At 73.2% G+C, this 13166-nt stretch carries 12 protein-coding genes and 1 tRNA gene; 3 read left to right on the plus strand and 10 right to left on the minus strand.

Translation table 11 applies throughout. The annotated features are described in order from the left end of the window. Window positions 1–119 precede the first annotated feature (119 nt). The 4 genes from OG799_RS25215 to OG799_RS25230 all read right to left on the minus strand — a co-directional run bounded on the left by OG799_RS25215 (window position 120) and on the right by OG799_RS25230 (window position 3739). Entirely contained in the window at window positions 120–1100 is a 981-nt protein-coding gene (locus OG799_RS25215; RefSeq protein WP_406038167.1) for a ribose-phosphate diphosphokinase, read from the minus strand. Window positions 1101–1153: 53 nt separating this feature from the next. After that, window positions 1154–2680, minus strand: coding sequence for a bifunctional UDP-N-acetylglucosamine diphosphorylase/glucosamine-1-phosphate N-acetyltransferase GlmU (gene glmU, locus OG799_RS25220; protein ID WP_406038169.1), 1527 nt, complete (start codon window positions 2678–2680; stop codon window positions 1154–1156). A 110-nt stretch (window positions 2681–2790) separates the two neighbouring features. Continuing rightward, a tRNA-Gln gene (locus tag OG799_RS25225) sits at window positions 2791–2862 on the minus strand. A 31-nt stretch (window positions 2863–2893) separates the two neighbouring features. Further along, the gene (locus OG799_RS25230) at window positions 2894–3739 is read right to left on the minus strand and encodes a helix-turn-helix domain-containing protein (protein WP_406038171.1); all 846 of its coding nucleotides are present in this window, start codon (window positions 3737–3739) and stop codon (window positions 2894–2896) included. 121 nt (window positions 3740–3860) lie between these two features. Here OG799_RS25230 and OG799_RS25235 point away from each other — a divergent pair, with 121 nt between their 5' ends. Further along, window positions 3861–4865, plus strand: a complete 1005-nt coding sequence (locus tag OG799_RS25235; RefSeq protein ID WP_406038173.1) for an acyl-CoA desaturase — start codon at window positions 3861–3863, stop codon at window positions 4863–4865. Window positions 4866–5045: 180 nt separating this feature from the next. Then, the gene (locus OG799_RS25240; RefSeq protein WP_406038175.1) at window positions 5046–5729 is read left to right on the plus strand and encodes a TetR family transcriptional regulator; all 684 of its coding nucleotides are present in this window, start codon (window positions 5046–5048) and stop codon (window positions 5727–5729) included. A 13-nt stretch (window positions 5730–5742) separates the two neighbouring features. Here OG799_RS25240 and OG799_RS25245 read toward each other — a convergent pair whose 3' ends face one another. The 6 genes from OG799_RS25245 to OG799_RS25270 form a co-directional block, all read right to left on the minus strand. After that, on the minus strand, window positions 5743–6219 hold the full coding sequence (locus OG799_RS25245; RefSeq protein WP_406038177.1) for a DUF4383 domain-containing protein: 477 nt from the start codon (window positions 6217–6219) through the stop codon (window positions 5743–5745). A 114-nt stretch (window positions 6220–6333) separates the two neighbouring features. Beyond that, a complete protein-coding gene (locus OG799_RS25250; protein WP_406038179.1) occupies window positions 6334–6789 on the minus strand; it encodes a DUF4383 domain-containing protein in 456 nt (151 codons plus the stop codon). A gap of 93 nt (window positions 6790–6882) precedes the next feature. Then, window positions 6883–8685 carry an ABC-F family ATP-binding cassette domain-containing protein gene (locus tag OG799_RS25255; RefSeq protein ID WP_406038181.1) on the minus strand — a complete coding sequence of 601 codons (1803 nt, stop codon included), beginning with the start codon at window positions 8683–8685 and terminating at the stop codon, window positions 6883–6885. A 226-nt stretch (window positions 8686–8911) separates the two neighbouring features. Continuing rightward, window positions 8912–9868, minus strand: coding sequence for a 4-(cytidine 5'-diphospho)-2-C-methyl-D-erythritol kinase (locus OG799_RS25260; protein ID WP_406038183.1), 957 nt, complete (start codon window positions 9866–9868; stop codon window positions 8912–8914). 84 nt (window positions 9869–9952) lie between these two features. After that, entirely contained in the window at window positions 9953–10822 is an 870-nt protein-coding gene (rsmA, locus tag OG799_RS25265; RefSeq protein ID WP_406038185.1) for a 16S rRNA (adenine(1518)-N(6)/adenine(1519)-N(6))-dimethyltransferase RsmA, read from the minus strand. 32 nt (window positions 10823–10854) lie between these two features. Further along, window positions 10855–11754: a TatD family hydrolase gene (locus OG799_RS25270; protein ID WP_406038187.1), complete on the minus strand. Its 900-nt coding sequence runs from the start codon at window positions 11752–11754 to the stop codon at window positions 10855–10857. Between the two features lie 82 nt (window positions 11755–11836). On the opposite strand from OG799_RS25270, the gene OG799_RS25275 reads away from it, so the two are divergent. After that, window positions 11837–13087: a hypothetical protein gene (locus OG799_RS25275; protein ID WP_406038189.1), complete on the plus strand. Its 1251-nt coding sequence runs from the start codon at window positions 11837–11839 to the stop codon at window positions 13085–13087. Window positions 13088–13166: the final 79 nt, after the last annotated feature.

A 13166-nucleotide genomic window follows, 5' to 3' on the forward strand; every position in this document is an offset into this window, starting at 1 on the left:
CCGCACCAGTCTACCCGAGGGATTTCCGAGCCTTCCGGCAGTCCCCGTATCACCGTTCCCGCCGACGCAGAGGCCGACGGGAACGATACCGCCAGACGGATGTCGCCGCAGCGCGAACGTCAGCTCAGTCCACCGAAGAGGGTGGTCACCGAGCCGTCGTCGAAGACCTCCCGGATGGCCCGGGCCAGCAGCGGCGCGATCGACAGCACGGTGATCTTGTCGAGCTGCTTCTCCGGCGGCAGCGGCAGCGTGTTCGTCACCACGACCTCGCTGATCGGGCTGTTCTTCAGCCGCTCGGTCGCCGGGTCGGAGAGCAGGGCGTGGGTGGAGGCCACCACGATCTCCGCCGCCCCGGACTCCTGCAGGATGTCGGCCGCCTTGGTGATCGTGCCACCGGTGTCGATCATGTCGTCCACGATCAGGCAGACCCGGCCCTCGACATCACCGACCACCCGGTTCGCCACCACCTGGTTGGGCTTCAGCGGGTCACGGGTCTTGTGGATGAAGGCCAGCGGGCAACCGCCCAGCCGGTCGGTCCAGCGCTCGGCGACGCGCACCCGGCCCGAGTCCGGCGCCACCACGGTCATCGGCCGGCCCGCGTACTTGCGCTCGACGTACTCGGCGAGCACGTCCATCGCGAAGAGGTGATCCACCGGGCCGTCGAAGAAGCCCTGGATCTGCGCGGTGTGCAGGTCGACCGTGAGGATCCGGTTCGCGCCGGCGGTCTTGAGCAGGTCCGCCACCAGCCGGGCCGAGATCGGCTCGCGGCCGCGGTGCTTCTTGTCCTGCCGCGAGTACGGGTAGAACGGCAGCACCACGGTGATCCGCTTGGCCGAACCGCGCTTCAGCGCGTCGATCATGATCAGGGTCTCCATGACCCAGGTGTTGACCCCGTGCGTCACGGACTGCACCACGAAGGCGTCCGAACCACGCACCGAGTCCTTGAACCGGACGAAGATCTCACCGTTCGCGAACTCGTACGAGTCGGAGGGCGTCGGCGCGACGCCGAGCACCTCACCGATCTCCGTGGCCAACTCCGGAAAGCCACGTCCGGAGAAGAGCATCAGGCTCTTGCGGTTTTCGGCGACGATGCTGCCCATGGGCCCGTCTGCTCCCGTTGGTCGGTGGTTCCCGGCGGCGGTGGAGCCGGGGACTATTCGGTTGCAGTATCCCCCGTGTTCAACGACCCACCCACCGTCTCCGGCCCCCCGTGCAGTGGCTCACCTTCACTTGCGGGGACGGCCCCGCCCGACGCACCCTCGCGGGCCCGCTGCGCCGCCTCGGCGGCCGGCGTACCGGCCCGCTTGCGCAGCACCCAGCCCTCGACGTTGCGCTGCTGCCCCCGGGCCACCGCCATCGCGCCCGGGGGCACGTCAGCGATGATCACCGACCCGGCCGCGGTGTACGCGCCGTCGCCCACCTCGACCGGCGCGACGAACATGTTGTCCGCCCCCGTCCGGGCGTGGCTGCCGATCGTGGTGTGGTGCTTCCGCACGCCGTCGTAGTTGACGAACACCGTCGCCGCGCCGATGTTGCTGTGCTCGCCGATGGTGGCGTCCCCGACGTACGACAGGTGCGGCACCTTGGAACCCTCGCCGATCATGGCCTTCTTGGTCTCCACGAACGTGCCGACCTTCGCCTTGCGGGCCAGCCGCGACTCCGGCCGCAGGTACGCGTACGGCCCGACGGTGGCCTGCGGACCGACCTCGGCGCCCACCGCGTGGCTGCGCACCACGCTGGCGCCCTCGCCCACCGTGGTGTCGATCAGCGTCACGTCCGGCCCGACGACCGCGCCGGCGCCGACCGCGGTGGCGCCCTGGAGTTGGGTGTTCTGGTCGATCACCGCGTCCCGCTCGACCGTCACCGTCACGTCGATCCAGGTGGTGTGCGGGTCGAGGATGCTCACCCCGGCGCGCATCCAGCCCTCGTTGACCCGGTCGCGCAGCAGCCGGCGCAGCGCGGCCAGCTCCACCCGGTCGTTGCAACCCAGTGTCTCCACGTGGTCCGCCGCGCAGTACACCGCCACCGGCTCACCGGCGTCGCGCAGCAGGCCGAAGACGTCGGTCAGGTACTCCTCGCCCTGGTCGTTGTCGGTGGAGAGCTTGCCCAGCGCCTCGCGCAGCCGCGCCACGTCGAAGGCGTAGATGCCGGCGTTGATCTCCCGCAGCGCCCGCTGCTCGGGGGTCGCGTCGCGCTCCTCGACGATCTGCTCCAGCCGGCCGACGGCGTCCCGCACGATCCGGCCCAGGCCGGTCGGGTCGGGCACCTCGGCGGCGAGCACGGTCGCCGCCGCGCCCGCGCCCTCGTGCGCCTCGACGAGAGCGGCGACGGTCTCCGGCCGCAGCAGCGGCACGTCCCCGTTGATCACCACGACGGTGCCGGCGGCGTCGGGCACCGCGTCCAGCGCGATGCGCACGGCGTGCCCGGTGCCGAGCTGCTGGGCCTGGAGGACCGGGGTGGCCTCCGGGGCGACCTCGGCCAGGTGGGCGCCGACCTGGTCGGCGCCGTGCCCGACCACCACCACGGTGCGGTCCGCGCGCAGCGGCGCGGCCGCGGCCAGCACGTGGCCCAGCAGGGTACGACCGAGCAGCGGGTGCAGCACCTTGGGCAGGGACGACTTCATCCGCTTGCCCTCACCGGCGGCGAGCACGACAACGGTGCGGAGGTGGGGCTCGGGCACGACGTGGCTCCCGTCGGGACGGCGACAGTCTCGCGGCCATGCTAACCACGCGGCTCGCTGCGATTCCCACCCGGCCGCACAAATGCCGTCAGCACCCGCTTGACGCAGAGCTGGGGTGCCTGGATTCGAACCAGGAGCTCAAGACTCCAAAGGTCTGCGGGTTGCCGTTACCCCACACCCCATCGCCGTGTCAAGACCTTACAGCCCATCGAATCAGGCCAGCATGTCGTCCACGATCCGGAACAGCTCGGCGATCATACCTTCGATTCGCCAGTACAGCTCGCGGCTACGCGGCACGGTGATCATCAGGCACCCGTGGTAGTCGTCGCCGGTGTTGCGGCGGACGGTGGCGGGGTTGTGCCGCTTCAGCGTCGGGCGCCCGAACCGCTCCACCGGAAGGTCGAGCGTCGCCACCCACCAGCGCACCGCCGCGTCCGCGTCCGCCGACTCGTGGATGCTGACCCGGTAGCCCGGCACGTCAGCCTCGATCCCGCACACCCGGAGGAAGCGGAGGAACAGAGCGAGCAGCCCCGGGTCGCTGTTGATGAACTGGAGGCGGTCCTGCTGGCGCCACGGCTTCGACTTGGCGCCCTCGCACCAGTAGATCGCCGCCCCGAGGAGCAACAGGTCCCGCTCGTCGAGCGAGCCGACAGCCTCCGCGCCGCGAGCCCGTTCGGCCACCGCCGCCGCATCGCGCGCCTCCCGGTGAGCGGACCACCGGGCGTCGGTCATGAGCTTCGACCGGGCCCGCCGGCGTGCCGCCGCGGCGTCGTCCGGATCGAGCGGCATGTGCCTGACCCACTGGTACGCCGTCGACTTGGCCACCTCGAGCCGCTGCGCGATGTCGTTGACTGAGCGTCCCTCGGCCCGCAGGCGCACCGCCTCGGCGCGCAGCTCGTCCTTTGCGCGGGGACGCCGGGTCCACTCCGGCGGCGGGACGCCGCGCAGCAGCGCGTACACCCGGTCCCGGCCGACGCCGAGGCGGGCCTGGATGTGACGGACGGAGAGCTGCTCCACGACGCGCAGCCGGCGCGCCTCGGCGGCGAGGGGATCGGTCACGACGCGTAGATTAGAACGGGCGTACGACAGTAACTCCATCCACGATCGACACTCTCCCTGATGATCTAGAAGGCCCCCGGTTACGGTGACGTTGGCGTAAGCCGTACCGCTGGGAGGTGCCATGTCGACCGCCCTCACCGACCCGAACGCCACCGGTCCGAAGCCGCTGACCCAGGGTCACCAGTCCCGGGGCATCCTGGTCGCCCTCTGGGCCTTCGTGGTCGTCCCGTTCCTCGCCCTGCTCGCCGCCTTACCGGTCGCCTGGGGCGGCTGGCTGAGCTGGACCGACATCGCCGTGGCCGGCTTCTGGTACGTGCTGTCCGGGCTCGGCATCACCGTCGGCTACCACCGCTACTTCACGCACGGCTCCTTCAAGGCCAAGCCGTGGCTGCGGGTCGCGCTGGCCGTCGCCGGCTCGTTCGCCGTCCAGGGCGAGATCATCCAGTGGGTGGCCGACCACCGCCGCCACCACGCCTTCTCCGACCTGGAGGGCGACCCGCACTCGCCGTGGCGGTTCGGGGCGAGCGTCGGCGGGCTGGCCAAGGGGCTGTTCCACGCCCACGTCGGCTGGCTGTTCAACCGGGAGCTCTCCAACCGGGAGCGGTTCGCCCCGGACCTGCTCGCCGACCCGGCGACCCGGCGGGTCGACCGGCTCTTCCCGCTGCTGGTGGTGGTCTCGGTGCTCGGGCCGGCGGCGCTGGGCGGGCTGCTGACCTGGTCCTGGTCGGGCGCGCTCACCGCGCTCTTCTGGGGCGGCCTGGTCCGGATCGCGCTGCTGCACCACGTCACCTGGTCGATCAACTCGGTCTGCCACGTCTACGGCGAGCGGCCGTTCGCGGTTCGCCAGGGCGACCGGGCGTCGAACTTCTGGCCGCTGGCGGTCCTGTCGTTCGGGGAGAGCTGGCACAACCTGCACCACGCCGAGCCGACCAGCGCCCGGCACGGGGTGCTGCGCGGCCAGATCGACCTGTCCGCGCGGGTGATCTGGCTGCTGGAGAAGGCCGGCGCCGCCTGGGCGGTGCGCTGGCCGAAGCCGGAACGGATCACGGCCAAGCTGGTCACGCCGGAGCGGGCCACCGATCGACGGGCGACGCCGGAGGGGGTCACGGCGAAGCCGGAGCGCTGAAACCGGTCGGTGTGTGTCGGTGTCGCCTGGCAGGATGGCCGGGTGATCGAGCTTGAGCGCCGCCGACCGGCAGGACGGCCCGGCGACCCGGTCCGGCGCCGCGGCGGCGCCGGCGGGTCCACGACATGAGCACGCAGATCCCACGGCAGGGGCGTCACCGAGCGCCAGTGAGGTGACGAGATGACCGAGGTTCCCGGCAACGACGCCAGCGCCGCACGGCGGCGGGCCGTCCCGGCGGCGAAGTCCTCCTCCCGGGTACGGATGTCCGCGGCGCAGCGGCGCGAGCAGCTGATCTCGATCGCCCGGCAGATCTTCGCGGAGCGCGGCTTCGACGCCACCTCGATCGAGGAGGTGGCGGCCCGGGCCCGGGTCTCCAAGCCGGTGGTCTACGAGCACTTCGGTGGCAAGGAGGGGCTCTACGCGGTGGTGGTGGACCGGGAGGTCCGCTCGCTGCTGGAGCGGATCACCTCCGCGTTGACCGCCGGGCACCCCCGGGAGCTGCTGGAGCAGGCGGCGTTGACCCTGCTGACGTACATCGAGGAGGAGACCAGCGGGTTCCGGGTGCTGGTCCGGGAGTCGCCGCTGTCGGCGACGGCCAACTTCAGCAGCGTGATGAACGACGTCGCGCACCAGGTGGAGCACATCCTCGGCGCGGAGTTCTCCAGCCGGGGGTACGACCCGAAGCTGGCGGAGCTCTACTCGCAGGCGCTGGTCGGCATGGTGGCGTTGACCGGCCGCTGGTGGCTGGAGGTACGCAAGCCGCGCAAGGAGACGGTCGCCGCCCACCTGGTCAACCTGGCCTGGAGCGGGCTCTCGCACCTCGAGGCCAAGCCGGGCCTGATCACGGTCCGCAAGCCGGGCTGACCGGTCGGCGGGGTCAGCGGGTGCCGGCCTCGGAGATCGAGTGGTTGCGGCGGCGGCGCTCGGCCTCGGCGTGCTCCGCGGTGCCGACCTTGTCGTAGAGGCCGGTGGCCAGCAGGATCAGCCCGAACAGCAGGGACACGAGGACGGTGGACATCGAGAAGTTGAGGAAGTTCGCCGAGGTCTGCAGCACCGACATCATCAGGATGGCGGTGACCAGGAAGACCACCCCGGCGGTGAGGTTCATGTAGTGGCCGAGGTTGCCCCGGCGGGACGCGCCGATCATCAGCACGATGCCGAACACCACGGAGACCAGCGAGAAGGCCAGGTTGGTGCGGAGTCCGAGCGCGTAGTTCGAGCTGCGGTCGAAGAGCGGGTCGCCCCAGGTCGCGGCCACCCCGTACACGCCGAAGACCAGGATGTAGAGCCCGACGAGCCCGGAGAGGACCCGGTAGAGCGGCCGCGCGGGATGGTTCACCGGAAAGTGCGGCATGAGCTCCTCCAGTCAAGTGACCGATTTGCCACATTGTCACTTGGCCGTGGGGGGCCTGTCCCCGAAAACGCCGAAGGCCCGGCAACCAGCCGGGCCCCGCGAGCGCAGGAAGATCTACAGGACGAGACGGGCCTTCTCCCAGGCCTCCTTCTCCTGCTCGCTGCCGACCTTGCCGTACATGCCGACCATCAGCAGGACCAGGGAGAGGATGAGCGTCACGATGACCGTGGCGATGGAGAAGTTGAAGATGTTCGCGTCGGTCCGGATGAAGGCCAGCTCGGCCAGGCCGAGGACAATCAGCACGTACGCCAGCCACTGGTTGATCGCCACGTCGAGGTTGCGGCCGATGACGGTGCCGGCCAGGATCACGAGCCCGAGCAGGACGGCGAGCAGCGAGTAGCCGGTGTTGGTGCCCTGGCCGAGGACCGTGGTGCCGTTCTGCGCGAGGACGTCGTTGCCGGCGCTCGTGATGATGCCGAGCACGCCGAAGACCACGAAGTACAGACCAACGAGCCCGCCGATCGCCCGGTAGATCGGCCGCGCGGGGTGGTTGACGGGGGTGTGGGCCATGTCTGAGTCTCCAAGACCGTTCGAGTGAGGGGTCGGCGACGATTGTCCCGCACGGCGGGGAGTGACGCCGCACACCCCCCACCCGTGCGGGGTTCAGCCGGCCGGCAGCTCCTCGGCGAGGGCCAGCCAGGCCTCCTCGGTCCGCTCCCGCTCGGTCCGCAGTTCCTTGAGCTGCGCGTCCAGCTCGGCGACCTTGGCGTAGTCGGTGGCGTTCGCGGCGAGCTGGTCGAGCAGGGTCGCCTCCTTCTGCTCCAGCTTGCCGACCTGCCGTTCCAGCCGGCTCAGCTCCTTCTTCGCCACCCGCACCTCGGCGGCGGACATCCCGCTCGGGGCGGCGACCGGCGCTGCCGGACCGGGCGTGACCTCGCCGCGCGCCGGGCCGGGACGGTCGGCCCGGGCCAGGTACTCGTCGACCCCGCCGGGCAGGTGCACCAGCCGCCCGTCACCGAACATCCCGTACGCGGTTTCGGTGACCCGTTCGATCAGGTAGCGGTCGTGGCTGGCCACAATGATCGTGCCGGGCCACGAGTCGAGCAGGTCCTCCAGCGCGGCGAGGGTGTCGGTGTCCAGGTCGTTGGTGGGCTCGTCGAAGAGGAGCACGTTGGGCTCGCCGGCGAGCAGCCGGAGCATCTGCAGTCGGCGGCGCTCACCGCCGGAGAGGTCGCTGACCGGGGTCCAGAGCCGCCGGTCGTCGAAGCCGAAGACTTCGGCGAGCTGGGCGGCGGAGATCTCCCGGTCGCCGAGCTGCACCCGGCGCGCGACCTCCTCGACGGCTTCGAGGACGCGCAGGTGGCCGGGGAGTTCGGCCAGTTCCTGGGAGAGGAACGCCGGCTTGACCGTGGAACCGGTGTGGAACCGCCCGCCGTCGGGGCGGGTGATGCCGGCCAGCATCCGCAGCAGGGTGGTCTTCCCGGCCCCGTTGCGGCCGAGCACGGCGATCCGGTCGCCGGGGCCGACCTGCCAGGTGGTGTCGTGCAGGATCTCCTTCGGCCCGGCGTGCAGCCGGACGTTCTCCAGGTCGTACACCTGCTTGCCGAGCCGGGCGGTGGCCATCCGCTGCAACGACATGGTGTCGCGCGGCGGCGGGACGTCGGCGATCAGCGCGTTGGCCGCGTCGATGCGGAACCGCGGCTTGGAGGTGCGGGCGGGCGGGCCGCGGCGCAGCCAGGCGATCTCCTTGCGGAGCAGGTTCTGCCGGCGGGCCTCGGTCGCGGCGGCGACCCGCTCCCGCTCGACGCGGGCCAGGGTCCAGGCGGCGAAGCCGCCCTCGTACACCCGGACGGTCTGGTCGGCGACCTCCCAGGTGGTGGTGCAGACCGCGTCGAGGAACCACCGGTCGTGGGTGACCACGACGAGCGCGCCCTTGCGGGTGACCAGGTACTTCGCCAGCCAGTCGACGCCGCCGACGTCGAGGTGGTTGGTGGGCTCGTCGAGGATCAGCAGGTCGGATTCGCGGACCAGCAGCGCGGCGAGGGCGACCCGGCGGCGCTCGCCGCCGGACATCGGGCCGACCGGCTGGTCGAGGCCGAGGTGCGGCATGCCGAGGCCGTCGAGGATGGCCCGGACGCCGGCGTCGCCGGCCCACTCGTGCTCCGCGCCCATGCTCTGGCCGAGCCAGGCGGTGCCGAGCACCACGTCGCGGACGGTGGCGTCGGGGGCCAGGGTCAGGCTCTGCGGCAGCCAGAGGACGCGCAGGTCACGGCGGTGCGTGACCCGGCCGTCGTCGGGCTCCTCCTGCTTGGTGAGCAGCCGCAGCAGGGTGGACTTGCCGGCGCCGTTGAGGCCGACCACGCCGATCCGGTCGGCGTCGTCCAGGCCGAGCGAGACGTCGGTGAGCAGCGGCCCGGCGGCGCCGTACCCCTTGGACACCCGGTCCAGGTTGACGATGTTGGCCACGACCTCACCTACCTCCCATGATCAAGGCGTCCCGGTGCCCGGGGGCACGTGGGACGCCTGCGACGTTTCAGGGTACGCGGGCACCTGGCCGTCCGGCCGAGCGCCGGGCCCCTGGGGGTCAACCGGCCCCGGCGCCCGCTTGTTCCGTCCCGGCCGCGGCGTGACGTACCCGCCGCGGCGCCCCCGGGCCGGCCCGATGACGCGGGGCCAGGGTGGCCCGGCCGGCTCAGACGATGCGCGCTCCGGCCACCGGGCCGTGCGCGACCCGGGCCTCCCGGCACACCTCGGCGGCCTCCAGCTCGGCGGCGATCCGGCCGGCGTGCGCCTCGTCGGCGGCGAGGAAGACGCAGGTCGGCCCGGAGCCGGAGACGAGGCCGGCGAGCGCCCCGGCCGCCTCCCCCGCCTTCAGGGTGTCGGCCAGCGCCGGGCGCATGCTCAGCGCGCCGGCCTGCAGGTCGTTGCCGAAGGCGGCGGCGAGCACCCGCGGGTCGCGCTGGCGCAGCGCGCCGAGCAGCGCGTCGGTGCTGCCCAGCGGCTCGCCGGCGGTGCCGGCGTCGCGGAGCCGGTCCAGCTCCCGGTAGGCGGCGGGGGTGGACAGGCCGCCGTCGGCGACCGCCACCACCCAGTGCCAGGAGGTGGGGCGGGCCAGCACCGGGCTGACCGCCTCGCCCCGGCCGGTGCCGAGCGCGGTGCCGCCGTGGACCAGGAAGGGCACGTCGGAGCCGAGGTCGGCGGCGATGCCGGCCAGCTCGTCGCGGGACAGCCCGGTGCCCCAGAGGGCGTCACAGGCGACCAGGGCGGCGGCCGCGTCGGCGCTGCCACCGGCCAGCCCGCCGGCCAGCGGGATCTGCTTGCGCAGGTGCAGCCGGGCGTGCGGCAGGACGCCGGCGTACCCGGCGAGGGCGTGGGCGGCCCGGATCACCAGGTTGGTGTCGTCCAGGGCCAGCTCGCCGGCCCCCTCCCCCTCCATGGTCAGGGTGAGGGTGTCTCCCCGCCGCGCGGTCAGCTCGTCGTAGATCGAGATCGCGTGGTAGACGGTGTTCAGCTCGTGGTAGCCGTCGTGGCGCAGCGGGCCCACCCCGAGGTGCAGGTTGACCTTGGCGGGCACCCGGACCTTGACCGGCCCGCTGGCCCCGCGCCGCTGCTGCTCGTCCTCGTCGTCCGGTCGCCAGGCCTCGGTCACGGGGCGATGTCCCGCGGGCGCAGGCGGATGTCGAACGGCTTCTCCACGGTCAGCTCCTCGGCGGGGTCGGACAACGGCGCCAGCCTACTGCGCGGCCGGCGCGGCGGTCGGGGCCGACGCGGCGATGGCGGCGAACTGCTCGACGGTGAGTGACTCGCCGCGGGCGCCAGGGTCCACCCCGGCGGCGGTGAGCGCGGCGGCGGCGCGGTCCGCGCCGCCGGCCCAGCCGGCGAGGGCGGCGCGCAGGGTCTTGCGGCGCTGCGCGAACGCCGCGTCCACCACGGCGAACACCGCCTCCCGGGGTACGTCGGCGCGGGGCGGCTCGCGGCGGGCGAAGGCGACCAGGCCGGAGTCGACGTTCGGCACCGGCCAGAAGACGTTCGGCGGGACCTTGCCGGCGGCCCGGGCCCGGGCGTACCAGGCGAGCTTGACCGACGGGATGCCGTACACCTTGGAGCCGGGACCGGCGACGAGCCGGTCGGCGACCTCCTTCTGCACCATCACCAGGCCGTGCCGGAGGGTGGGCAGCTCGGCGAGGAGGTGCAGCACCACCGGCACCGCGACGTTGTAGGGCAGGTTCGCCACCAGCGCGGTGGGCGCCGGCTCGGCCAGGTCGGCCGCGCGGACGCGCAGCGCGTCGGCGTGGTGCACGGTGAGCCGGGCGGCGTCCGGGCCGGCGTGCCGGGCGGCGGTCTCCGGCAGCGCACCGGCCAGCGTCGGGTCGATCTCCACGGCGTGCACGTGCGCGGCGACCGGGAGCAGGGCCAGGGTGAGCGAGCCGAGGCCGGGGCCGACCTCCAGCGCCACGTCGTCCGGGGCGAGCCCGGCGGTGGTGACGATCCGGCGGACCGTGTTGGGGTCGTGCACGAAGTTCTGGCCGAGCTTCTTGGTGGGCGCGACGCCGAGGCGGGCGGCGAGTTCCCGGATCTCCGCCGGGCCGAGGAGACCGGTCATGCTCCGCAGCGTAGCGGCGGGTTCCGGCCCGCTCACCACGGGCCGAAGACGCGGTCGCCGGTCGCCGAGATCGCCGCGCAGAGCTCGTCCAGGTCCGCGCCGGTGGTCGCGGCGAGCGACCGGACCGTCAGCGGGATCAGGTACGACGCGTTCGGCCGTCCCCGGTGCGGCATCGGGGTCAGGTACGGCGCGTCGGTCTCCACCAGCAGCTGGTCGAGCGGGGTGATCGCGGCGGCCTCCCGCAGCGCCCCGGCGCTGCCGAAGGTGACCGTGCCGGCGAAGCTGAGCAGGTAGCCCCGGCGGACGCACTCGGCGGCGAACTCGGCGTCGCCGGAGAAGCAGTGCAGCACCACGGTGTCCGGGGCGCCCTCGTCGTCGAGGACGCGCAGCACGTCGGCGTGCGCGTCCCGGTCGTGGATGACCAGCGCCTTGCCGTACCGCTTGGCGATGGCGATGTGCGCGCGGAAGCTCTCCTCCTGCGCGGCCCGCCCCTCGTCGCCGGTACGGAAGAAGTCCATCCCGGTCTCGCCGACGCCGCGCACCCGGTCCCGGCCGGCGAGGGCCTCGATCTCGCGCAGCGCCTCGTCCAGGTCGGCCAGCCGGGGCGCCTCGTTGGGGTGCAGCGCGACGGTGGCCACCACGACGCCGTACTTCTCGGCGACGTCGGCGCTCCAGCGGGAGGAGTCCAGGTCGACGCCGACCTGGACCAGCCGGTCCACGCCGACCCCGGCGGCCACCTCGATCGCCGCGGCGACCGGGTCGTCGGCGGGGCCACCGCCGGGGACACCGGCCTCGCTGACGGTGATGTCCAGGTGGGTGTGGCTGTCCAGCACGGGCCGGGGCAGCGCCTCCGGGGCGGGCGGGAACTCCCCGGCCCGGCGGGCCGCGCGCTGCTTGCGGGATTCGGTCTGCTCGGTCATCGCGGCCAGCATCACACACCGACGGGCGGCTGCGTTCCCGGACCGCCACCGACTGTTCACGTGCGCAACATCTGTCACGCTTAGCGTTCCGGTCGTGACCGTCACCCCCCAGGCCAGCGGTACCGCGTCGGAGCGGGCCGGGCTGCACGTGACGTACGACGGCCGCGTCCACCCGGCGGAGGAGATCGCCCGGGGCGCGGCGTACGAGCTGTTCAGCGCGGCCGAGGTGCCCGGTTTCGAGTGGGCGCCCCGGCCGGGGGCCACCCACCCGTGGCGGAAGTTCGTGCACGTCACCGAGGTGACCGCGGTGCACGGGGGGACCGAGTCCACCGAGGAGACGGAGTCGCCGCTGTTGATGCCGGTGCACCGGGAGCGCGGCTGGGCGCAGGTGCACCAGCTCAGCCAGCAGCCCGCCGGGGCCGAGGATCCGGTGCTCGCCGCGGTCCGCGCCTCGGCGGTGATCCGGCCGGGCACCCGGATGGTCAAGGTGCTCTCCGCCCGCCAGCTCGGCGGGTACGTGCGGGGCTGGCTGCCGCACGGCTTCTGCTACCGGGAGCACGACGTCGCCCACCTGCGCACCCCGGTGGGGATGGCCGTGCTGCGGGGCGACGGTGAGGGCGGCCTGGACGGCACCGACGTGGCGTACGCGCTGCGCTGGCGGGCCGCCGGCCCCGAGGACTACGACGTGCCGGTGGGTGCGGCGCACCGGGGGTTGACCGCGCTGCCGCCGCGGGACCGGCTCGGGCCGCCGGTGCTGGGCACCGGGTTCGTGCCGAGCAACGCCCAGCTGATCCCGGAGTTCATCACCCGGGACTTCGCGGACCTCCCGATGCCGGCCAACGCCACGCTGCTCGCCTACCCGGCGGAGGGGGTGGAGGTGGTGCTCTACACCTACCAGGCGGAGCAGCGCGGCTGGCTGCGGATGGTCGGCCCGCAGTGGCGGCACCTGCTCGCCGCGGTGCCCGGCCTCTCCCCCGACCAGGAGTACGTGCCGACCGGCGACGCACCCCGCTCCACCCAGCTCGTCGGCGCGTACGCGGGCGGCGAGTACGAGGCGGTGGCCGACCAGCCCGGCGGGTTCCGGGTCCTGGCGATGACCCGGGCGGCCCGCTACCCGGTGGACGCGGCGGCCCGCCGGCTGCGGCACGCCGCCTGGCGGGGCGTGCCCTGCCTGGTGCTCCGGGAGGAGGCGGGCTGGCTGCGGCTGCGGCTGTGCCGCCCGGACGCGGACGCGGTGGCCACGACCGGGGCACAGTGCCACGAACGGGGGGTCTACGAGACGTGGGCGCCGGGCGCCGAGCTGACCGACGACCGGGTGGTGGACCTGCCGTACCCGGGGGCATGACGCGGGGCGGGTCGGGAAAGCGGGCGGTCCGACGGCCACGGATCAGGAAACCGCGATGCCCTTCGGTCGGCGGGCATAA

Origin of the sequence: Micromonospora sp. NBC_00898 (assembly GCF_045207895.1) — a bacterium.
In the GTDB taxonomy this organism is placed as follows: domain Bacteria; phylum Actinomycetota; class Actinomycetes; order Mycobacteriales; family Micromonosporaceae; genus Micromonospora.